Source organism: Bilophila sp. T19-St14, from assembly GCF_059728385.1.
Map to the genome: position 1 here is coordinate 1,803,692 of NZ_BAAGFT010000001.1, position 22,265 is coordinate 1,825,956.

General features: G+C 59.9%; 17 protein-coding genes. 10 read left to right on the top strand and 7 right to left on the bottom strand.

What is annotated here, in order from left to right; genetic code table 11:
- Positions 1–82: 82 nt before the first annotated feature.
- From AC6I1V_RS07770 to AC6I1V_RS07790, 5 genes are all read left to right on the top strand, one after another.
- Complete coding sequence (locus AC6I1V_RS07770) at positions 83–1,198, top strand: branched-chain amino acid ABC transporter substrate-binding protein (RefSeq protein ID WP_486854491.1); 1,116 nt, start codon at positions 83–85, stop codon at positions 1,196–1,198.
- Positions 1,199–1,425: 227 nt separating this feature from the next.
- A complete protein-coding gene (locus AC6I1V_RS07775; RefSeq protein WP_302553885.1) occupies positions 1,426–2,334 on the top strand; it encodes an ABC transporter permease subunit in 909 nt (302 codons plus the stop codon).
- Between the two features lie 11 nt (positions 2,335–2,345).
- The gene (locus AC6I1V_RS07780) at positions 2,346–3,590 is read left to right on the top strand and encodes an ABC transporter permease subunit (RefSeq protein WP_302553884.1); all 1,245 of its coding nucleotides are present in this window, start codon (positions 2,346–2,348) and stop codon (positions 3,588–3,590) included.
- On the top strand, positions 3,587–4,393 hold the full coding sequence (locus AC6I1V_RS07785; protein ID WP_472261879.1) for an ABC transporter ATP-binding protein: 807 nt from the start codon (positions 3,587–3,589) through the stop codon (positions 4,391–4,393). The genes AC6I1V_RS07780 and AC6I1V_RS07785 overlap by 4 nt, the downstream gene beginning before the upstream one ends.
- On the top strand, positions 4,386–5,090 hold the full coding sequence (locus AC6I1V_RS07790) for an ABC transporter ATP-binding protein (protein ID WP_337431753.1): 705 nt from the start codon (positions 4,386–4,388) through the stop codon (positions 5,088–5,090). Before AC6I1V_RS07785 ends, AC6I1V_RS07790 begins: the two co-directional genes overlap by 8 nt.
- Before the next feature lie 1,203 nt (positions 5,091–6,293).
- On the opposite strand, the gene AC6I1V_RS07795 is transcribed toward AC6I1V_RS07790, so the two are convergent.
- From AC6I1V_RS07795 to AC6I1V_RS07825, 7 genes are all read right to left on the bottom strand, one after another.
- Positions 6,294–6,845, bottom strand: a complete 552-nt coding sequence (locus tag AC6I1V_RS07795) for a metal-dependent hydrolase (protein WP_337431755.1) — start codon at positions 6,843–6,845, stop codon at positions 6,294–6,296.
- A 950-nt stretch (positions 6,846–7,795) separates the two neighbouring features.
- Positions 7,796–8,734 carry an amino acid ABC transporter permease gene (locus AC6I1V_RS07800; protein ID WP_486853780.1) on the bottom strand — a complete coding sequence of 313 codons (939 nt, stop codon included), beginning with the start codon at positions 8,732–8,734 and terminating at the stop codon, positions 7,796–7,798.
- Positions 8,731–9,537 (bottom strand): transporter substrate-binding domain-containing protein, encoded by an 807-nt coding sequence (locus AC6I1V_RS07805; protein ID WP_308770863.1) that lies wholly within the window; start codon positions 9,535–9,537, stop codon positions 8,731–8,733. Before AC6I1V_RS07805 ends, AC6I1V_RS07800 begins: the two co-directional genes overlap by 4 nt.
- Positions 9,538–10,167: 630 nt before the next feature.
- Positions 10,168–10,992 carry an amino acid ABC transporter permease gene (locus AC6I1V_RS07810; RefSeq protein ID WP_486853779.1) on the bottom strand — a complete coding sequence of 275 codons (825 nt, stop codon included), beginning with the start codon at positions 10,990–10,992 and terminating at the stop codon, positions 10,168–10,170.
- On the bottom strand, positions 10,989–11,543 hold the full coding sequence (gene thrB / locus AC6I1V_RS07815; protein ID WP_302552437.1) for a homoserine kinase: 555 nt from the start codon (positions 11,541–11,543) through the stop codon (positions 10,989–10,991). Before thrB ends, AC6I1V_RS07810 begins: the two co-directional genes overlap by 4 nt.
- Complete coding sequence (locus AC6I1V_RS07820) at positions 11,543–12,259, bottom strand: aspartate/glutamate racemase family protein (protein WP_486853778.1); 717 nt, start codon at positions 12,257–12,259, stop codon at positions 11,543–11,545. Before AC6I1V_RS07820 ends, thrB begins: the two co-directional genes overlap by 1 nt.
- A gap of 66 nt (positions 12,260–12,325) precedes the next feature.
- Entirely contained in the window at positions 12,326–13,999 is a 1,674-nt protein-coding gene (locus AC6I1V_RS07825; RefSeq protein WP_337431760.1) for an AMP-binding protein, read from the bottom strand.
- An 89-nt stretch (positions 14,000–14,088) separates the two neighbouring features.
- Between AC6I1V_RS07825 and AC6I1V_RS07830 the strand changes: the two genes are divergently transcribed.
- The 5 genes from AC6I1V_RS07830 (at position 14,089) to AC6I1V_RS07850 (ending at position 21,400) form a co-directional block, all read left to right on the top strand.
- A complete protein-coding gene (locus AC6I1V_RS07830) occupies positions 14,089–14,247 on the top strand; it encodes a hypothetical protein (protein ID WP_337431761.1) in 159 nt (52 codons plus the stop codon).
- Complete coding sequence (locus AC6I1V_RS07835) at positions 14,244–16,760, top strand: carbamoyltransferase HypF (RefSeq protein ID WP_486853777.1); 2,517 nt, start codon at positions 14,244–14,246, stop codon at positions 16,758–16,760. Before AC6I1V_RS07830 ends, AC6I1V_RS07835 begins: the two co-directional genes overlap by 4 nt.
- A gap of 29 nt (positions 16,761–16,789) precedes the next feature.
- Positions 16,790–17,098: a Dabb family protein gene (locus AC6I1V_RS07840; protein WP_486853776.1), complete on the top strand. Its 309-nt coding sequence runs from the start codon at positions 16,790–16,792 to the stop codon at positions 17,096–17,098.
- Positions 17,099–17,368: 270 nt separating this feature from the next.
- On the top strand, positions 17,369–18,160 hold the full coding sequence (locus tag AC6I1V_RS07845; protein WP_486853775.1) for a tRNA1(Val) (adenine(37)-N6)-methyltransferase: 792 nt from the start codon (positions 17,369–17,371) through the stop codon (positions 18,158–18,160).
- A gap of 9 nt (positions 18,161–18,169) precedes the next feature.
- Positions 18,170–21,400 (top strand): UvrD-helicase domain-containing protein, encoded by a 3,231-nt coding sequence (locus AC6I1V_RS07850; protein WP_486853774.1) that lies wholly within the window; start codon positions 18,170–18,172, stop codon positions 21,398–21,400.
- Positions 21,401–22,265 lie beyond the last annotated feature (865 nt).

Below are 22,265 nucleotides of genomic sequence, written 5' to 3' on the forward strand. Positions count from 1 at the left end.
CCCTTTTCGGCATGGACGGCTTCGGACCGGCTCGCCTGTCCGATAACTCCAACTATCCCTATGAATGAGGGGGAGGTTTCTTATGACACGCGCATGGATGAAAGCGGCTCTTGCGGGCATGGCCGTCATGGCTATGACCGCCCCGGTGCATGCTGCCGATACGATCAAAATCGGCGTTCCCGGAGCACACTCCGGCGACCTCGTTTCCTACGGCATGCCGAGCCTTAACGCGGCCCGCATCGTCGCCGAAGAATACAACGCCAAGGGCGGCATTCTCGGCAAGCAGATCGAAATCGTCGCCGAAGACGACCAGTGCAAGCCCGAACTCGGCACCAACGCCGCCACCAAGGTTCTTTCCGAAGGCGCCGTGGCCGTTATGGGTTCCATCTGTTCCGGCGCGACCAAAGCCGCCCTGCCGATCTACAACGACGCAAAGATCGTGTCCATTTCCCCGTCGGCCACCACGCCTGAGCTGACCCAGAAGGGCGACTACCCCTATTTCTTCCGCACCATCGCCTCCGACGACGTATCCGGCCACCTCGCCGGTTCCTTCGCCAAGGACAAGCTCGGCCTGAAGAAGGTCGCCCTCCTGCACGACAAGGGCGACTACGGCCGCGGCTTCGTGAACTACGCCCGCGAAATGCTTGAGAAGGGCGGCGTCAAGATCGTCCTCGAAGAAGGCATCACCCCCGGCGCCGTGGACTACGGCGCGGTGATCCAGAAGATCCGCAAGTCCGGCGCCGACGGCATCATCTTCGGCGGCTACCATCCCGAAGCGTCCAAGCTCGTCCAGCAGCTTGCCAAAAAGAAGATCAAGATCCCCTTCATCGGCCCCGACGGGGTGAAGGACGAACAGTTCATCAAGGTCGCCGGCAAGAACGCCGAAGGCGTCTACGCCACCGGCCCCACCGACGTATCCAAGCTGCCCATGAACATTCAGGCGCACGAAAACCATAAGAAGAAGTACGGCACCGAGCCGGGCGCCTTCTATGACAACGCCTATTCCGCGACGATCGCCTTGCTCGAAGCCATCAAGGTTTCCGGCAGCACCGAGTCCCAGAAGATCATGGAAGCCCTCCGCACGAACAAGGTGGATACCCCCCTCGGCACCATCAAGTTTGACGACAAGGGCGACGCCGAAGGCATCGGCTTCTCCATCTACGAAGTGAAGAACGGCGAGTTCGTCGAGCTAAAGTAACGATACGTCATTCCCTTTTCCGGGTATGACGCCAATGTTCACCCTGCATCCTCCGCGACGCGTCCGGAGGGTGCAGGGTGAACCGCACGTTGCGGGGCGGCATCCTGACGGGCGGCTGTCTTTCTTACTAAACGATTTTTCCGGGCTTCCCGCGGACGCTGAGGCGGGCGGGACGGGGGCACCCCCCGGAGCCGGAGGTTCACCGGAGAAACCAGCGAGCAGGGCCAATGGATTTACAATATTTCGTCGAACTCTTTTGTGGCGGACTCACCAGAGGCAGCATCTACGCGCTCATCGCGCTGGGCTACACGATGGTGTACGGGATCATCGAGCTCATCAACTTCGCTCACGGGGAAATCTACATGATCGGCGCGTTCACCGCGCTCATCGTGGCGAGCGCGCTCGGCATCATGGGGTTCCCGGCGGCGGGCATCATCGTCATCGCCGCCCTGGCCGCGGTGATCTGGTGCGCGGCCTATGGCTACACCATCGAGAAGATCGCTTATCGCCCCCTGCGCGGCGCTCCCCGGCTTTCGCCCCTCATCTCCGCCATCGGCGTGTCGATCTTCCTCCAGAACTATGTGAGCCTGGCTCAGACGTCCGACTTTGTGGCCTTTCCGCAGCTCATCACCGACTTTGAGTTTCTGGATCCCATCTCCCACATCATCGGCACCAGCGATTTCCTGATCATCGTCACCAGCCTCATCACGATGATCGCGCTTACGCTGTTCATCCAGTACACGAAGATGGGCAAGGCCATGCGCGCCACAGCGCAGAACCGCAAGATGGCCATGCTGCTCGGCATCGACGCCGACCGCATCATCTCCCTGACGTTCATCATCGGTTCGTCGCTGGCCGCCATCGGCGGCGTACTCATCGCCAACCACGTGGGGCAGGTGAACTTCTTCATCGGCTTCATCGCGGGCATCAAGGCCTTTACCGCCGCCGTGCTCGGCGGCATCGGCTCCATCCCCGGCGCCATGGTCGGCGGCCTTGTGCTCGGCCTGTGCGAAAGCTTCGCCACCGGCTATATCTCCAGCGCCTACGAAGACGCCCTCGCCTTCGCCCTGCTGGTGCTCATCCTCATCTTCCGTCCGGCGGGCATCCTCGGAAAGCCCAAGGTTCAAAAGGTCTAAGGGAGGCCGACATGAACATGATTTTAAAGGCGCTCATGGTCAGCGTATGGTTCATGGCGCTCACCTTCCCGCTTGTCGTCCTCAAGGTGGACGCCCTCAACAACACGATCCTGTTCCGCTGGGAAAACATGGCTTCCATCGGCGTGGGCGCGTTCGTGCTCGCCATTTTCTGGCGCTGGAGCATGGAACGCAAAGCCCGTGGGACGGTTTCCAGCGGCCCTTCGGCCTTCTCCCGCGCGCTTGAGGCCGTCCGGCGGCCCAAGCCCCGCTACACCTGCCTCGGCCTCGTCGCGGCCCTGATGATCGCCATGCCGTACATCAGCTCCATGTACCAGATCAACATCATGATCTCGGCGCTGATCTACATCATGCTCGGCCTCGGCCTGAACATCGTGGTCGGCCTCGCCGGGCAGCTCGTGCTCGGCTACGCGGCTTTCTACGCCGTGGGCGCCTACACGTACGGCCTGCTGAACACCTATTTCGGCCTCGGCTTCTGGGCCGTGCTGCCCGTGGGCGGCATCATGGCGGCCCTGTTCGGCCTCATGCTCGGCTTCCCCGTCCTGCGGCTCAAGGGCGACTATCTGGCCATCGTGACCCTCGGCTTCGGCGAAATCATCCGCCTCGTGCTGGAAAACTGGACAAGCGTCACCAAGGGCTCCTTCGGCCTGTCCAACATCAGCCGCCCATCCCTGTTCGGCATGGAAATGGGCGTGACCGAAGCGACCAACTACATTTATTACATCGTCCTCGCCGCCGTGGTCGTCACCATCATCGTCGTGGGGCGCCTCAAGAACTCGCGCATCGGCCTTGCCCTCCAAGCCCTGCGTGAAGACGAAATCGCCTGTGAAGCCATGGGCATCGACCTGACCAAGGTGAAGCTCTCGGCCTTCGCGCTCGGCTCCTGCTGGGCCGGGTTCGCCGGGGTCATCTTCGCGGCCAAGACCACGTTCATCAACCCCGCCAGCTTCACCTTCATGGAATCGGCCATGATCCTGTCCATGGTGGTGCTCGGCGGCATGGGCTCCGTGCTCGGCGTCACCATCGCGGCGGCCATTCTGGTGCTCGCGCCCGAATACCTGCGCGCGTTCTCCGAATACCGTATGCTCCTGTTCGGCGCCGTCATGGTCATCATGATGATTTACCGCCCGCAGGGGCTCATCTCCGGCGAAAAACGCACGTACAAGATCACGAACAAGGACAAGATCGACAGCTCCAAGTCGGCTTTCGACGTTCCTGCCACGGGAGGCCAGGCATGAACACCCCTGTGCTCGAAGTAACCAACCTGTCCAAGAACTTCGGCGGCCTGCGCGCGCTCAACGAGGTGGATCTCACGATCAACCGGCAGGAAATCGTCGCGCTCATCGGCCCCAACGGGGCGGGGAAGACGACGTTCTTCAACTGCATCACCGGCATCTACCTGCCCACCGAAGGCACCGTCCAGCTTCACCTGCCCGAACGCAACGGCAAGCCCGCCAGCTCCACGACCCTCAACGGCATGAAGCCCAACGAGATCACCTCGCTCGGCATGGCCCGCACGTTCCAGAACATCCGCCTGTTCCCGACCATGACCGTGCTCGAAAACGTCATGATCGGACGCCACTGCCGCACGTCGGCGGGCATCGTCGGCGCTGTCTTTCAGGACTCGCGCACCAGGGCCGAAGAACAGGCCACCATCGACCGCAGCTATGAGCTGCTGCGCGAGGTCGGCCTGAACATGCACTATAAGGACGAGGCCCGGAACCTGCCCTACGGCGCGCAGCGCCGCCTGGAGATCGCCCGCGCCCTGGCGACCGATCCCGCCGTGCTGCTGCTCGACGAGCCCGCCGCGGGCATGAACCCGCAGGAAACCCTCGAACTCAAGTCGCTCATCCTGCACATTCGGAAGGAGTTCGACCTGTCCATCCTGCTCATCGAGCATGATATGGGCATGGTCATGTCCCTTTCGGATCGCATCTACGTCATGGAATACGGCTCCCGAATCGCCATGGGCACGCCGCAGGAAGTGCGCGAGAACCCCCGCGTCATCAAGGCGTACCTTGGAGAATCCGACCATGCTTGAGCTTCGCAACGTCAACACCTTCTACGGCAACATTCAGGCCCTTCGGGACGTGAACATCCGCATCAACGAAGGGGAAATCGTCACGCTCATCGGGGCCAACGGCGCGGGCAAGAGCACCACGCTGATGACCATCTGCGGCGGTACGCCTCCGCGCAGCGGCGAAGTCCTCTTCCGGGGGCAGCCCATCCACACGCTCAAGCCCAACAAGATCGTGGCGCTCGGCATCAGCCAGGTGCCGGAAGGCCGCCTGATCTTCCCCGATCTCACCGTGCAGGAGAATCTGGATCTAGGGGCCTTCCTCCGCAACGACAAGGACAACATCAAGAAGGATCTCGACTACATCTTTGATCTGTTCCCCATCCTCGCCCAGCGCCGCAACCAGACGGGCGGCACGCTGTCCGGCGGCGAACAGCAGATGCTGGCGATTTCCCGCGCGATCATGGCCCGTCCGACGCTGCTCCTGCTTGATGAGCCTTCCCTCGGCCTCGCGCCGATCATCATCCAGCAGATTTTCTCCATCATCGAGAAGATCAATGCCGACGGCACCACCGTTTTCCTCGTCGAGCAGAACGCCAACCAGGCGCTCCGCATCGCCAACCGCGCCTACGTCATGGAAAACGGCCGCATCGTCATGGAAGACTCCGCCGACAAGCTCCTCACGGATCCCGCCGTGCAGAAAGCGTATTTGGGGATGTAGCGGGAATGTTATTGGGGAAGGGAGGGAAAACTTTTCTGAAGAAAAGCTTTTCCCTCCCTTCCCCAAACCCCATCCCTCCCTTTCCAAAGACTTTTGGCTTTATCGAATCCCTATTCACGGATTTGCCTGTGAACGGAAAACGCCCGGACGGAAGACCGTTCGGGCGTTTTTTATGGGAATCGGCGGAACGGGGTTCATTTTTTCCGCTCCGTTTCCTCATTTATGGGCTTTTATTAGGCCGTGTCGTCAATTATATATAATATATTGAATTTTTTAACTATTTTTTTAAACCGCAAAAATTATTTTTAATAGTTTTAAATAATGGCTCTGTCACAGTATGTGATTGTTTTATTTTCACAGGACACTGAAAATACAGCCTTTTCATCCAGCTTTCCCCTTACGGAATCACTAGCTAAGGCATTTTGTTGGTTGCTCCTTTGGAACTTCAAGGAAAAAACATCAACCATTTTCTATGACACAGCCTAAATAATTACATGTAACATGACGACACGGCCCAGAGCGTTTTTACTTTAAAAATACGCTTCCGACTACGGGAAACAGACCGTCATTGGAAGATATAAGCACAATGTATTTACGCTGTTCAATGCCGAAACGAACGTGTCTTAAACTTTAACATTGTAATTTATTAGGCTGTGTTTAAGTTTGTGGCTGATACAAGATTCCAACTGGAAAGGAAGAGTTCTTTGGAAATTATTTGGAGGTCTCGCAACAATTCTTCAAAACTGGATTTCATGTAATGAACAAAAAATGAGAGAGGCCCACATCACCAGACGTGGAACGAGCTTTTATCTATTGATTTTCATTGAAAAAATCATCGACCATAAAATTGAACACAGCCATTTATTAAAGTTAATCTGCTCTAAGGCCGCGTTCTGGATTATGGGTGGCACATTCACATAACACAGTGAATATACGGTGCTTTTATAATGTTTCTGCTGTTCTCTTGTCTGAGGGGCTCTTCTTTACATGGAAAGCTGTCCCATAGAAAAAGAATGAGGCTTTCTTTCTTGAAGTTTCAAGGGGATAAACAATTAAATGCCTCAGACATGGAGCCAGCCAAAGGAAAAAATGGAGAAACAGGCCGTATTTTTACCATACAGTGGAGATGGAACAGCCGCATCCTGTGACAGAGCCGTATGGAATTTCAAAAAGCGAAAGACCAACCGGCTATATGGCACAGCCTTATAAAACAGTCCTGACGGCCTCTTCAAAGACAGCACGGGCCTGATCGAACTGGAGGGCTATGGCTCCGAGGGCTGCGAACAGGAATATGGTTTCGCGCCACGTCCCCGTGCTGACGAGGTTGATGCCGAAACGCTTGCTGCCTCCGAAAGGATAGAGGGGAACGCGCATAGGCGTGAGTGCATCCAGCAGGACGTGGATCAAACCGCCGATGCCGACCCAGACAAGCAGATCGTTGCCGATGCCGCTGACCTGCGCCAGCGCCGCCGGAGACACGCCGGGGAATGTGATGTGCGTCGCCCGCAGCAGATCAAGCACAATCCGCTGTGTCGGGATAAGAAACCCCAGTACAATGATGATGAGATACCAACCGAACCAATGCGACGTCTGCCGATGGATGCGTCTCCATACTTTCTTGTCGCCCCGCGCCATTGCCGTATCCACCATATCGGGCAGCACACTCCCGACCATTACGGCGAACAACGCCGCCGGATGCGCGCCTGCCGCGAGCGCCCCCGCTACAGCCACTGCCTTGTGCGTAAACCACTTCATGCTTCATCCATATGATAGAAAGGAAAAACGGCACAGTACGGTTTCATCCCCACAAAGGTCAAGCTCCCTACGGCACGTTCAGAAAAGTATGAGGCTGCGCCGCCGCGCTCAAACAGCTCTCCTTTCCTGTCCCAATTTCCCCTGCAATCAGGTTCGAGAGGCTGTAGATGCAAATGCAACACACCGAACTCTCTATTATTCCCCTTTTGCGACGTGATAAGGCGTCTCACATAAAAAGAAACCGCCTCCGGCACAAAAGTGACATGAGGAATCTCCAAACATTGCCCTTCTACGGCAGGTCTCACCGCACAGCCTCTACCCCAGCCAAAAAACATTGAGAAAAGAAAAACGCCTCTCCAAAGAACAAAGGAGCATGGGAATCACCCAAGCCCTCACTCCATAAGCCAGAGCCCGCCATGATACCGAACACGGGAGCCCCCGCATGATCGGCTTCCCTTCATACGGCAGGAACTCCCGCCGCACAGCCTCCTGCCAGTCAAAAACCTTAAGAAAAGGCTGTGTTATAGAAAATGGTTGATGCTTTTTTCCTTGAAGCTCCAAAGGGATACCGGCAAAATGCCTTGGCCTTGGATCCCGCCAAGGGGAAAACCGGAGAAAAAGGCTGTATTTTCACCGCACTGTGGAGATGAAACAACCATAAACTATAACAGAGCCAAAGAAAAACGCCTCTCCAAAGAGCAAAGGAACGTGGGAATCACCAACCCCTCACTCCATAAGCCAGAGTCCCCCATGATGCCGAACACGGAACCCCCGCATGGTCGGACTCCCTTCATACGGCAGGAACTCCCGCCGCGCAGCCTCCCCACCAGTCGAAAGTCTTGGGAAGGGGAGGGATGGGGGTTCGGGGGAAGGGAGGGGAAACCTTTCTTCAGAAAGGTTTCCCCTCCCTTCCCCCGATTCTCCCCTTCCTTCCCTCCCCTTACGCTCTTCTACGCCTTCCACGTCCCCCGCATTTCGAGCCAGCGACCGTAGCGGGCACAGAGGACGCCAAGAAGCAAATAGATGACCCCGGCGCTGATCCAAACTTCAAAGGTCATGCGGCTGATCGCCATAACTTCAAGGGCCTGAAAGGTCAGGTCGGGCAAAGAAATGAGCGAAGCCAGCGCGGAATCCTTGAACGTGGTGATGACCTGCCCCACGAGCGGGGGCAGGATCGCGCGCACGGCCTGCGGAAAAATGACCAGACGGAGCCGCTGCGAGCGGGAAAAACCGAGCGCCGCCGAAGCTTCCCATTGCCCATGCGGAACGCCCTCGATGCCCCCGCGGACAATCTCCGTAACATAGGCCCCTTCATACACCCCAAGCGTCAGCACCGCCGCAACCATGCGGTCAAGCTGGCCTTCCGGGGCGAATCCCCACGCCACCGCATCCCTGACGAAAGGAGGCATGGAGCGCAGGGCCTGTTCCATATCGGAAACGGGAAGCAGGTTGCCCGCGAAAAAATACAGGAGAAACAACAGCACCAAAGGAGGGGTATTGCGGACGGAATTGACGAAAAACTGAATGGGCAGCGCCGCAATGCCGCGTTTCCCGGCGGAAAGGGTTCCCAACACGCCGCCGATGAGCAGGGCCAGCGCCATCGACCAGATTCCGAGCCGGAGGGTGACGATGAGCCCCCGTATCAGGAGGCCGGGCTCGTAACCGCCGGGCGTACGGCGGATAAGGAAATCCGCCAGTTCCGGCCAGCTCCAGCGGTAGGCGGCTATGGTTTCCGAGCGCCACAGGAAAAAGCAGGCTCCCAGAAACAGCAGGACGGCCAGAACGGCGTCCACCCGCCCGAACGTGGGAAAAAGCCGCCCCTGCCGAGTATACTCGGCATAGGGCGACCACTCGCGCCGGGGCGCTTTCCGGGAGCCGCCGGATATCATTGAACCTGCGCTTCCCAGTCGGTCGTCTTGAACCAGAAATGACGGCGCTCGGAGAGCCAGCCTTCCGCTTCGACCGTGCGGATCCAGTTGTCGAGCACATTCAGGCTGTCGGGGTCACCCTTGCGGATGGCCATGCCCACGGGCTGGCGGTAAAAGGCGTCCGTGGAGGGCTGATAGAGCTTGCCGGGGTTGCGGAGCACCTCAAAGGCCGGAAGCGGCGCGGACGAGAACATCACGTCGGCACGGCCTGAGAGCACATCCTGCACGGCCGGGGCTTCATCGTCGAACAGGCGGAAGGTGGCCTTGGGGAGCACTTTCTTGGCGACGGGAACGGGCGTGCTGCCCGTGCGCAGGGCAACGACCACTTCAGGCTTGTTGAAGTCTTCGGGGAACTTCATGCCCTTGGTCTTTTCCTTGTTCGCCATGACTTCGATGGTGGCGTAATCATAGGGAACCGTGAAGTTGGCCTTCAAATTGCGCTCAGGGGTGACGCTCATGCTGCCGATGATGACGTCGAATTTCCCGGCCATCAGCGCAGGGATGATCCCGGCCCATTTCGTGGGCACAAGCTGGAGCTCCACGCCCAGATCCTTGGCAAGACGTTTCGCCACGTCGATCTCGAAGCCCACAAATTCACCGTTCTTGTCCTGCATGGCCCACGGCACGAACGAGGAAAAACCGACGCGCAGCACGCCGCGCTTGACCACATCGTCAATCATGGGCGTCTGCGCACCCTTCGCCTGTGCCAGGCCGGGCAGGATCAAAGCCGCCATCAACATCAACACTACAAAAATTTTTTTCATAACGTCTCCTATGAGCTTTTTCTTTGGCTCTGTCATGGCATATGGTTGTTTTATCTCAGCAATACACTGAAAAGTATATACTTTTACTCCAATTTTTCCGGGCTCTGTCATAGTATGCGGTTGTTTCATCCCACAGTGTAGTGAAAATACAGCCTATTTCTCCTGTTTTCCCCTTGGCGAAACCTATGGCTAAGGCATTTTGCTGGTTATTCCTTTGAAACTTCAAGGAAAAAAGCATCAACCATTTTCTAGGACACAGCCTTTTTCCGCTGACGGCTCCACGATTGGGGTATTTTACTGGTTATTTCTTTGGCATTTCACGAAATAAAGCCTCAACCGTTTTCTATGACAAAGCCTTTTCTTTTGGCTGTACTGCGGCAACCGGTTGGCATTTTATCCCTTGAAAGCCCCACGGATAACCGACGAAAGGCCAGCCATAGAATTTACTGAAAGCCATGAATGCTGCATATTCACCATGTCTTATCAATATATTGCCATATCCCCTGACAAAACCTTTCCTCAACAGAACCTTCCGCCGTTTTCCCGTGAGCCAAACGCCTTGGGGGATAAGCGGGGAAACGCGGGGCGGAAGCCTTTTCCGGGAAGGTTCCCCATTTTCCACCCAAGGGCCTACCGCCAAGCGTATCGGCGCTCCAGCCAGCGGGCGGGCAGCGCCACGCAAAGCGTAAGCGCGAGGTACAGCGCCGCGACGATCAGCCATATCTCAAACGCAAGGAACGTGTCCGCGATCAACACCTGCGCCTGCATGGTGAGATCCGCCACAGCGATGGCGCTGACGAGCGAGGTGTCCTTGATGAGCGAAACAAGCTGGCTGGTCAGCGGCGGCAACATCCGGCGCACGGCCTGCGGCAGGATAACGAGCCGGAGCGTGTTCCATATGCCGAGGCCGAGGCTGATGCCCGCCTCCCACTGCGCCCTGGGCACGGAGAGCAGGCCCGCCCGGAACAGTTCCGTCATGTACGCCCCCTCAAACAGGCCGAGGGCCAGCACAGCCGCGCCGAGAGGCCCGACGCCTATGACGGGGGCGAACAAAAAATAGACAAAAAATAGTTGGAGGAGCAGCGGGGTATTCCGCAAACACCCCACATAGGCATGCGCCATGCCCCGCGCCACAGGCCACGGGGACAGCCGCAGCAACGCCGCGCCGAGCCCGGCGGCAACGGCAAGGGCAAGCCCGGAAAACGCGATGCGCACGGTCATGCCGAGCCCGTCGAGCAACGGGCCGGGGATGAAATGCCCGTCCGTCCAGCGCCCCAGATACCGCCAGACGCGATACCATTGCCAATCGTAGGAGATGCCGTCAGCTCCGGCAAGCACCGCGCGGAACAGCCAGACGCCGATCAAAAGGAAGCCCACACCTACGGCATGGCGCCCCATCCAGCGCAGCAGCCGGGCCGCGGGATGAAGCCGTACGCCGCAAGCCCGTTCGTTCATAGGGCCTGCCCGTGCCCGGCAATGGCGTCGAAAACGGCATCCGCCGTCTCGGAAACGCTGAGGTTCCCCGCCGCGACGCGGCAGGTGGCCCACCGGCGATACAGCGCCTCGCGCTCATGGAAAAGATCTTCCACGGTCTGCCCCGGCGCAATGGCAAGCCCGCGATCCGGCTTGCGGGCAATACGCTCCAAAATGATGGGGAGCGGGACATCGAGGAAGACCACCGGGCCGAGGGAAGCCAGATACCGCATGGCTTCAGGCCGATAGACCACACTGCCGCCCGTGGCGAGCACGGCGCGCTGCATGCGGAGGGACAGGATGACCTTGGCCTCCACGTCGAGGAAGCTTTCCTTGTCCAAGGCGTCCGTCACGTCCTGAAGGCGCGCGCCATAGGTGGATTCAATCAGATAGTCGGTATCCACATAGGCCCAGCCGAGGCGTTCGGCCACGGCGCGGGCGCCGGTGCTTTTTCCAGCCCCGGCCATGCCGATAAGGGTCACGCACTTGTCCTCGGTCAGGCCGGGAACCTTTATTGAAGAAATCGTATTCATCACTCTCCCCCGTCGCGCGGGAATGCTTCGCCAAGCGCATACAATGCCGCGCGCCGGGCGTGGATTTCCGCCGTATCGAACAGCCGTGCGGACGTGTCCCCCGGACGCACCAGCAAGCCTATTTCCGTACAGCCGAGGATGACGCCCTGCGCGCCCCTGTCCGTCAGGCCGCCGATGATCGCCGCGAATGCCCGCCGGGAGGCCTCGGAAACCGTCCCAAGGCACAGCTCATCGAAGATGGCGCGGTTGACCAGCGCCCGTTCATCCTCTCCGGGGATCAATACGGCGATGCCCCGTTCCACGAGCCTGCGCGTATAAAAATCCTGTTCCATCGTGCAGCGCGTGCCGAGCAGCCCGACCGCGGACACCCCGGCGGCCTCCAGCTCGTCGGCGGTCAGTTCCGCGATGTGCAGCAACGGCAGGGACGTCGCCGCCTGCACCGCGTCCGCCACCTTGTGCATGGTGTTCGTGCAGATGAGTACGCAGTCGGCCCCGGCGCGCTCAAGGCCGCGCGCGGCCTCCGCCAGCAGCCCGCCGCCGCGCTCCCAGTCCCCCGCCCGCAGGCAACCCTCAACCTCGTGGAAATCCACACTGTACAGGACGCACTTGGCGGAATGGAACCCGCCGAGCCGCTCCCGCACCAGCCGATTGATGATCCGGTAGTATGTAGCCGTGCTTTCCCAGCTCATGCCGCCGATAAGGCCGATGGTCTTCATCGGCATGGCTCCCCGTGCGGACGCCAGCGCCGCCTTTTCCTCAAATCAGACATCACGCCGCGCCCCTCAAACGGGGCGCCCGCTGCGCCCGCGCATGGCCTCAGGGAAGTATTCCGCCGCCATTTCACGGAGCTTGTATTTCTGGATCTTGCCGCTGGCGGTCAGGGGGAAACCTTCCACCACAGCCACATAGCGCGGGATCTTATACCACGCGATCTTGCCCCTGCAATAGTCGCGCACATCTTCGGGGGCGACATTCGCGCCCTCCTTGGGGATGAGGAACGCGCCCACCTCTTCGCCGTAGCGGCGGCTCGGCACGGCTACGACCTGCACGTCGGCCACGCCGTCCATCTTGAGGAGGAACTCCTCCACCTCGCGGGGATATACGTTTTCGCCGCCCCGGATGATCATGTCCTTGATGCGCCCGCTGATGCTGACATACCCGTCCTCGTCCATGACGCCGAGGTCGCCGGAATGCAGCCAGCCCTCCCCGTCGATGGCCTCGGCCGTATCCTTGGGCATATTATAGTAGCCCTGCATCACGTTGTAGCCTCGGCAGCATACCTCGCCCACGGCATTGCGGGGGACTTCCTCGTTGGTTTCGGGATCACGGATGGTGACCTCAATACCGGGCATGCTCCGCCCCACGGTCTTGACCCGGCGCTCCACGGTATCGTCGGTGCGGGTCTGGGTCATGACCGGAGAGCCTTCGGTCAGGCCGTAACAGATGGTGATTTCGCTCATGCACATCTGTTCCATGACCCGGCGCATGAGCGGCTCAGGGCACACGGAACCCGCCATGATCCCCGTGCGCAACGAGGAAAAGTCGAAACGCGGGAAGGCGCGGTGATCCAGAATGGCCTGGAACATGGTCGGCACGCCGTACAGGGCGGTACACTTCTCCTGCACCACGGCGGTCATCACCTGCACGGGGGAGAAGGCGTCGAGCAGCACCATGGTGGCCCCGTGGTTCACGCAGGCCATGACCCCAAGGACACAGCCGAAGCAGTGGAACAGGGGCACGGGCAGGCATACCCGGTCGCGCGAGGAAAATTTCTGATGGTAGCCGATCCAGTAGCCGTTGTTGACGATGTTCACGTGCGTCAGCATCACGCCCTTGGGGAAACCCGTCGTCCCGGACGTGTACTGCATGTTCACCACGTCATAAGGCGAAATGGACGCCTTGCGGCTTTCGTATGCCTCATCCGAGACATCCCCGGCGCGGGAAAAGACTTCCGGCAGGGAGTACATGCCCCGGTGCCTGTCCGTGCCAAGGAAAAACACGCGCTTCAGGTGCGGGAGATCCTCGACCTCAAGCATCCCGCGCCGCTGCCTGCGCAGTTCTGGGAGCACCTTATATGTGGAAGCGATGAAATCGTGGTCGCGAACGCTGTCGATGATGAAAAGGTTTTCGCATTCCGACTGCTGCAACAGGTAACGCAGTTCCGTTTCGCGGTAATTGGTGTTTACCGTGACCAGAATGGCCCCGATGCGGGCCGTGGCGAACATGAGGGTCACCCAATGCGGCACGTTGGTCGCCCATACGGCAACCTTCTCGCCCTTCCGCACGCCGATGGCCATCAAGCCTCTGGCCATATCGTCCACACACGCCGAAAACTCCGACCACGTCTGCCGCAGCTCGCGGTCCGCGTGGATCACGGCGTCGGTATCGGGAAAACGGGCCGCCGTATTCTCCAGAAGCTGGCCCAGCGTCAGCTCCTGCACTGCAAAATCGTTCATGTGAGGACTCCCAAAAAACAAATTGGAAAAACATAAGGTGGAAGCGAGGATCATACCAAACGAGGCACCCGCCCCGCAAGGGCTCCGTCATGAGAGCTTTGGGGGTTGCCGCGCTTCCCACGGACGGCTATGGTGGCCGGAAGACGCTTATGGGCGGCGTATCCGCGGCTTTCCCCCGCTTTTCCGGCGGCAGGCAGCAAATCGGGCACAACGCCTCTTTTTTCGGACACAACGGGAGCGCAACATGAGACGACACGGCTATATCATCGGCGGACAAGTCCAAGGGGTTGGTTTCCGGCCTTTCGTATACCGTGCCGCAACCCGGCACGGGCTCACCGGGCATGTGGGCAACACGTCGGACGGCGTCCGGGTGGAGGTGCAGGGAAGCGATGAGGCTTTGGCCGCCTTTGCCCACGCGCTCGAACACGGCCTGCCGCCGCTTGCGCGGATCACGTCCCTGCGCCGCGAGGAACTGCCGCTTGCGGACGGCGAAACGGCCTTCGCCATCGCACACAGCGAAGGGCGCCACGGCCACGCCGTCTTGGTCAGCCCGGATGTGGCGACCTGCGGCAACTGCCTCGCGGACATGCGCGATCCGGCGAACCGGCGTTACCGCTACCCGTTCACGAACTGCACGGACTGCGGCCCCCGCTATACCATCACCCGTTCCATACCTTATGATCGGGCCACCACGTCCATGAGCTGTTTCCCCCTGTGCCCGGACTGCGCCGCCGAATACAACGATCCCCTCGACCGCCGCTTCCACGCCCAGCCCAACGCCTGCCCCGCCTGCGGGCCGAAGGTCTGGCTGGCCGCCGCCCCCGAAGGCGATCCCCGCATCCCCGGCCCGGAGCTTGCCGAAGGGCAGCACGCCATCGAGCGGACAGCCGCCGCCCTGCGTGCCGGAAACATCGTTGCGGTCAAGGGCCTCGGAGGTTTCCATCTGGTCTGCGACGCAGCCAGCGCCGAAGCCGTCGCCCTGCTGCGCGAACGCAAGCGCCGCCCGCACAAATCGCTGGCGATCATGGTGCCGGATCTTGAAACGGCCCGGCGCGTCGCCCATGTTTCCGATGCGGAAGCCGCCGCCCTGACCTCGTCCGAACGGCCCATCGTCGTGCTCGCCTCGCGCGGCGTCCTGCCGCCCGCCATTGCGCCGGACGTGGACAGCATCGGCGTCATGCTGCCCTATACCCCGCTGCACCACCTGCTCCTCGAAGCATTCGCCGCGCTCTCTCCGCTCCCGGCGCTCGTCATGACCTCCGGCAACGCGGGCGGCGAACCCATCTCGCTCGGCAACCGCGAGGCGCTGGCCCGTTTGCGGCACATCGCCGACCTTTTCCTGCTCCATAACCGGGACATCCTGATCCGTGCCGACGACTCCGTGGTACGGGTGGAATCATTGCCGGAAACCAGTTTTTCCACAGGCAACAATCCACAATGTTATCCACAAAAAAACGGCATCCCCTCCGCTTGTTCCCCCTCCCTCCCAGACGGGGCTCCTGCGGGGCTTCCCTCCACTTCAGCCGAAAACGCTGAAGGGGAAGCCGGGAACTTTTCTTCGGGAAGCCTCCTCCGGGAAGCCCCCCCGCTCCACTTCTTCCGAAGGGCAAGGGGGTTCGTGCCGAGGCCGTTGGAGCTCCCCCGCGACGCGGGCCGCTGCGTATTGGCCACAGGCGCGGAACTCAAGAACACGCTCTGCCTCACGCGCGGCAAGGATGCTTTCCTCAGCCAGCATGTGGGCGATCTGAAAAACCTTGAAACGTTCGCGTTTTTCCAAGATATGGCGGAACACCTCGGCGGGCTGCTGGAAGTCAAGCCTGAGGCGGTCGTCTGCGATCTGCACCCCGACTACCTCTCCACAAGCTATGCGCTGGATTCCGGCCTGCCCGTCCTGCGCCTGCAACACCACTTTGCCCATGTGTACGGCGTATTGGCGGAAAACGGGCATGACGCCCCCGCGCTCGGCTTGGCTCTGGACGGAACCGGATACGGCACGGACGGAACCATATGGGGCGGGGAGCTCCTCTTCGTCGATCCGAAAGCCGCCGGCGAAGAACGCTATGGCGGACGCATCGGACGCCTTGCGCCGTTCCCGCTGCCCGGAGGCGAGGCCGCCATCAGGGAACCGTGGCGCATCGCAAGCGGCTTCATGGGGCTCCCTGAGGCCGAAGGGCTGCGCGGACGGTTTGCGGAGGACATGCACGCACTCTTGAGGGCGGACGGAAAGCGCGCCATACACGACGCCATTTTGGAGATGGTACGCCGCGAGGCCACGCCCATGACTTCAAGCTGCGGCCGCCTGTTCGACGCCGTTTCCGCACTGCTCGGTTTGTGCCCGTCCGTCACCTACGAAGGGCAGGCCGCCATCCGCTTGGAAGCGCAACAAGACCTATCGGTAACAACATCCGCCCCCTTCCCCATCAGGGAACGGGGCGGCCTGCTGGAACTTGACACGGCAGCCTTTTTTCTGCACCTGCTGGAACTGCGGCGGGCAGGTGTCCCTGTCCCCGATCTGGCCCGCCGGTTCCACCTTGGCCTGACGGAAGGGCTTGCCGAACTGGCGCTTTCCGGGGCGCGGCGCTGCGGCGTCCGTACCGTGGCCCTGTCCGGCGGCGTCTTCCACAACCGGACTATCGCCCTGCTGCTGCCGGAAGCGCTGGCGCGGCGCGGGCTCGTTCCGCTCACGCATCACGCACTGCCACCCGGAGACGGCGGGCTGTCCTATGGCCAAGCTGCGTGGGCATCCCACGTTCTCCGCTGATTCAACCTCTGCCCAATAGGAGTCGCATCATGGTTCGTCACATCGTCTGGTGGACGCTGAAACCCGAAGCCGAAGGCCGTACCGCCGCCGAAAACGCCAAGCTCATCAGGCAGCGCCTTGAAGCCCTCATGGGACAGATTCCGTCCCTCAAGTCCCTTGAAGTGTCCTATGAGTTCCTCCCCACCTGCACCATGCCGGTCAACGTGCTCCTGATGACCACGCATGACGACGCCGAAGGGCTCAAGGCCTACGCCGAACACCCCGCGCATGTCGCCGTCGGCAAAGAACTCATCAAGCTCGTGACCGAGTCCCGTCAGGCCATCGACTATCTTTTCTAAACGGCACAAGGAGGGGAAGGGGCCTTCCGGCAAAACGCCCTGTCCTTCCCCTCTCCCCAAGCCTCTTCTCTAGGCCGCAACCGCCCCTCCTTTCCCATCGCATACCGCGTATGGCGCCATTTGAAAGGCTGCGCCATAGGAAATGAGCCAATGCTTTCCTGAAGTTCCAAGGGGATGACCGGCAAGCTGCCCCAGCTCTGGCCCCCCCAACGGAAAACGGGGAAAAGGGCCGTATGTTCACCAACTGTGGAGAGGAAACAACCATATCCTATGCCAGAGCCATTTGGAAAAACAGCGCCGATCGGTGAGCTCCCGTCACTGCACGCGGAAGCGCGGCGGGCCTTTCCCGCGGGCTTGGAACAGCCTGAGGGCAGTTTCCGGTTCAGCGTCGATGCGCTGCTGCTCGCGGCCTTTGCAGTGAGCCGTACAAACGATGTTACCATACGGTTTATAGATTTTGGAACAGGATGCGGCGTTGTTGGCCTTGCCTATTTGTTACTTCAAAGAAACAAATGCCGTGGCTTCGGTATAGACTGCAATCCCGAACTGATTGCCGCCGCCCGAAACAATACTGCCAAGCTCGGCTTTTCGGATCGGTTTGCCCTGTATACCGGGGAGCTTGCCGACACGCATTTTTTAGAAAAACTCCGTGTGGAAACCTCCCCGATCCAACTGGTCATGGCGAACCCGCCGTGGCGTCTCATCGGTTCAGGTCGCCTGCCTGCAACACAGGCCCGCCGAAGGGCCCTGTTCGGCGATAAGGGGACGTTTCCGCTGTTCGCATCCGCAGCCTCGTCATTGCTCGAAACGGATGGGCGTTTCGTCTGCATCATAAGCCCGGACAGGCTCCAGGATATGCTGGCGGCGCTGGATGGGGCGGGGCTGGCTCCCTTTTTGTTACAATTCATTCACAAACAAAAAACGTCCCCAGCCACGTTCGTGCTCATAGAAGCCCGTAAGGGCCCATACGCCAAACCGTCCGCCGCCGAGCCCATCGCCCTGTACGGCCCGGAAGGTTTTTCCACGCCGGAATCACTGGCATTCTGCCCCTTTTTGCGTTAGTCTTGAGGAATGAAATACTTTCGCGCAGATCTGCATGTCCATTCGCGCTTTTCCCGCGCCACCAGCGGCAGGCTCAATATCCGCAATCTTGCGGCATGGAGCATGATCAAAGGGCTCTCCGTCATGTCCACGGGCGACTTCACCCATCCGGCATGGAGGGACGAGCTGCGGCGTGACCTCGTCTATGACGACAACAGCGGCCTCTACCGCGTCCGCGAAAAGACGCCGCTGGAAACGGAAATCCCCGGCTTTTCTCGCCCGGACGGCGTCAGCGAGCCGCAATTCCTCATCCAAGCGGAAATCAGCTCCATCTACAAGAAAGGCGGTTCCGTACGCAAAGTACACAACGTCGTGATCATGCCCAGCCTGGAGAGTGCGGACAAGCTGTCCAACAAGCTCGCCGCCATCGGAAACATCACTTCCGACGGGCGGCCGATCCTTGGCCTCGATTGCGAGCATCTCCTTGAAATGGTGCTTGAAACCGACGAGCGCGGCGTGCTCATTCCCGCGCACATCTGGACGCCGTGGTTTTCGCTGTTTGGCTCCAAATCCGGCTTCGACGCGCTGGAAGACTGCTTCGGATCGCTCTCCTCACATATTTTCGCCTTGGAAACCGGCCTTTCCTCCGATCCTGACATGAACCGGCTCTGGTCTGCGCTCGACCGTTATGTGCTCGTGTCCAACTCCGACGCGCATTCCGGGGAGAACCTCGGCCGCGAAGCCAATCTCTTTGAAGGCACGCCTTCCTATGACGGCATATTCGACGCGCTGCGCCGGGCCGCACGGGGCGAGGAAGGCTCAGGCTGCACCTACCGGGGGACGGTGGAATTCTTCCCTGAGGAAGGAAAGTACCACCTCGACGGGCACCGCGCCTGCAATGTTGTCCTTGAGCCGGAAGAATCCATGAAAATCGGCAACATCTGCCCGGTATGCGGCAAGCCGCTCACGGTCGGCGTGCTCCACCGGGTCATGGCGCTGGCCGACCGCAAGGCCCCGGTCATGCCCAAGCACGATCCGGGGTTCGTCTCGCTGTTCCCGCTCCCGGAAATGCTCGGCGAACTGCTTTCCGTCGGCCCCAAGAGCCGTAAAGTGCAGGAAAGGCAGTCCGAGCTGGTTCGTTTGTTCGGTTCGGAAATGGACATCCTGCACACGGTGCCCGAATCGGATTTGCGGCAGCACTGGGACGCCCTCGGTGAGGCCGTGGCCCGTATGCGCCGGGGCGACGTCATCAAGGAGGCGGGCTTTGACGGCGAATACGGGGTCGTCAAAGTATTCTCGGAAGAAGAGCGCAAACAGTTTGTGACGGGAAGGTATCGTTCTTCCTCTTTGCTGGATGCGCTGCCCGAAGCCAAAAAGCCGGGCAGGAAGCCCAAAGCCGCGCCCTCCAAGGAACCAGCGCCGAAACAGGCGTCCCTGTTCGCGGCAATGACGCCCCCGTCGCCCCAAACGCCGCCCGATCCGAAGGCGTTCCCCTATTCCGAAGCGCAGCGGAAAGCCATCCAAGCCGGGCCAAACCCCGTGCTGGTGCTTGCTGGCCCCGGCTCCGGCAAAACCCGTACCCTCGTGGGCCGTGTCCAGCGCCTCATCAAGGACGGCATCCCCGCGCAGCGCATCCTTGCCGTTACCTTTACCCGCCGCGCCGCCGCCGAGCTCCGGGAACGCCTTGAACGCGCCCTTGGGGAAGGCGTCCCACTGCCTCAGGCCGATACCCTGCACGCACTGGCCCTGTCCCATTGGAGCGCCTCGACGGAGGAGGCCCTGCCCGCCGTGCTGCCCGAGGAAACGGCCCGGAGCGTGTTCGCCAAGGCCAACGCCCTGTCCGCCGCCGACGCCAGACGCGTATGGGATGAGCTGTCTCTCGCCCGCGAACGCCTCAGCCCCCTGACGGCAGAGCAGTCCGCCCTGCTGGAGCGTTACCATGCCGCCAAGCGCGAACGGAACCTTGCGGACTATACGGATCTGCTGGAGCACTGGCTGGCCCGCCTGCAAGCCGAGCCGGAACGCCAGTGGAGCGACGTGCTGGTCGACGAAATACAAGACCTTTCGCCGTTGCAGGTCGCCCTTGTGCGGGCGCTGATGCCCGAAGGCGGGCACGGCTTTTTCGGCATTGGAGACCCCGATCAGGCCATTTACGGGTTCCGTGGGGCGCATCCCGATGTCCAGTCCGCCCTGCGTGAAGCGTGGCCTTCGCTGGAGAGCGTCACGCTCGCCGCGAGCCACCGTTCCGCCGCCGGAATCCTGACCTCGGCTTCGGCGCTGCTTGGGCCGTCCTCAGCCTGTGGAAAACTTATCCCCACCCGTGAAGCGGAAGCCTGCCTGCACTTGTTCAGTGCCCCGGACGCCCGCAAGGAAGCCGCATGGGTCGCGGATCAGGCTGCGCTTCTTCTTGGCGGAACCTCCCATACGCTGGAAGATTCCCGCCGCCGCGATGCCACGCTTGCCACGCCGTGCAGCCCCGGCGAGGTGGCCGTGCTTGTCCGCATGAAGGCGCTCATTCCGCCCCTGAAAACCGCTCTGGAGCGCCGGGGTGTCCCCTGTTCGGCACCGGAAACGGCCCCCTTCTGGGCCGATCCTTCCGCCGCCCTCATCCTTGAATTGGCGGGCCAGCGCTTCCAGCGCCCCTTTGCCGCGCCGGAAGGCCCCGGCAGCCTCGACGTGGATGTGCCGCAGTTGGGCGCGTCCCTGCCCGAACAGCTCTGGCAGGCAGGGCCGTCCGCGCTGGCCTCCCATCTGGACGCCGCCAAGCTCCTCGCCCCGCTGTTCACCGAATCTGCGGCCTACAACGCCCTGCTCCGGGCGTTCCGCGAACAGGGCAAGACATGGGAAGGGCTGCTTGACTGGGTGTGCCTGCGGCAGGATTTGGATCTTGTGCGCGAGCAGGCGGAGCAGGTGCAGATCATGACCCTGCACGCCGCCAAGGGCCTTGAGTTCCGGGCCGTATTCCTGCCCGCCTTAGAAGAGGGCATCCTGCCTTTCCCCGGTGCGGATGCGCTGCTCCACGGCGATCCCGGCGGCACCGCCGATCCGGACGCGCTCGCGGAAGAGCGGCGCTTGTTCTATGTCGGCCTGACCCGTGCGCAGGATGCTGTTTTCGTCAGCCATGCGGCGCAGCGCCGTCTTTACGGCAAAGTGCTGGAACTGTCCCCTTCGCGTTTCCTCTCCGCGCTGCCCGAACTGTTCCGTCATACCCGGCTTGTCCGCCATGTGCAGACGAAAGCCACGCAGATGAAGTTGTTTTAGGGAATATTGGAGGGGGAAGGAGGGCCTTTCTGGAGAAAGCCCCTCCTTCCCCCTCCAAACCTCCCCCATCCTCCCCAAAGACTTTTGACCTTATCGAATCCCTTTCGCCAGTTGTGCCGGATAAAAAAACGCTCCATTGCCGGAGCGTCTTTTTTTGAGAAGGCTCTGCCATAGAAAGGCTCTGCCGTAGTATGTGGTTGTTTTATCTCCACAGCATGGTGAAAGTGCAGCCTTTTTCTCCAGTTTTTCTGCTAGAGCGTGTTCACGCTATACCGAGTTTTTCCAATGACTGAAATAGGTTGGAAGAAGCATTCGGCATCGCTCGAAAACGGAGATAACCATTTGTAAGAGATTATGTTCATTCCTTGTTTGTGTGAACAGTCTCTAGGGCGTGTTCACGCTATGCTGAATTTTTCCCATGATTGAAGAGGGTTGAAGAAAAATGCAGCACTGCTCAAAAATGAGGATAACCATTTTAAAAATATGTTTATTCTCTGTTTGTGTGAACAGGCCCTAAGGTATGTCGTCAATCAGATATAATCTATTGAAATTATTTAACTATTTTTTCAAGTCACAAAAAGATTATTTTTAATAATTTCAAATAATTATATATAAAATAAGGCTGTGTTTAAGTTTGTGGTTGATACAAGATTCCAACTGGAAAGGAAGAGTTCTTTAGAAATTATTCGGAGGTCTCGCAACAATTCTTCAAAACTGGATTTCATGTAATGAACAAAAAATGAGAGAGACCCACATCACTAAGACGTGGAACGAGCTTTTATCTATTGATTTTCATTGAAAAAATCATCAACCGCAAAATTGAACACAGCCTAAAATAATGACACGCCCTAGCAAGAGGCTCTCC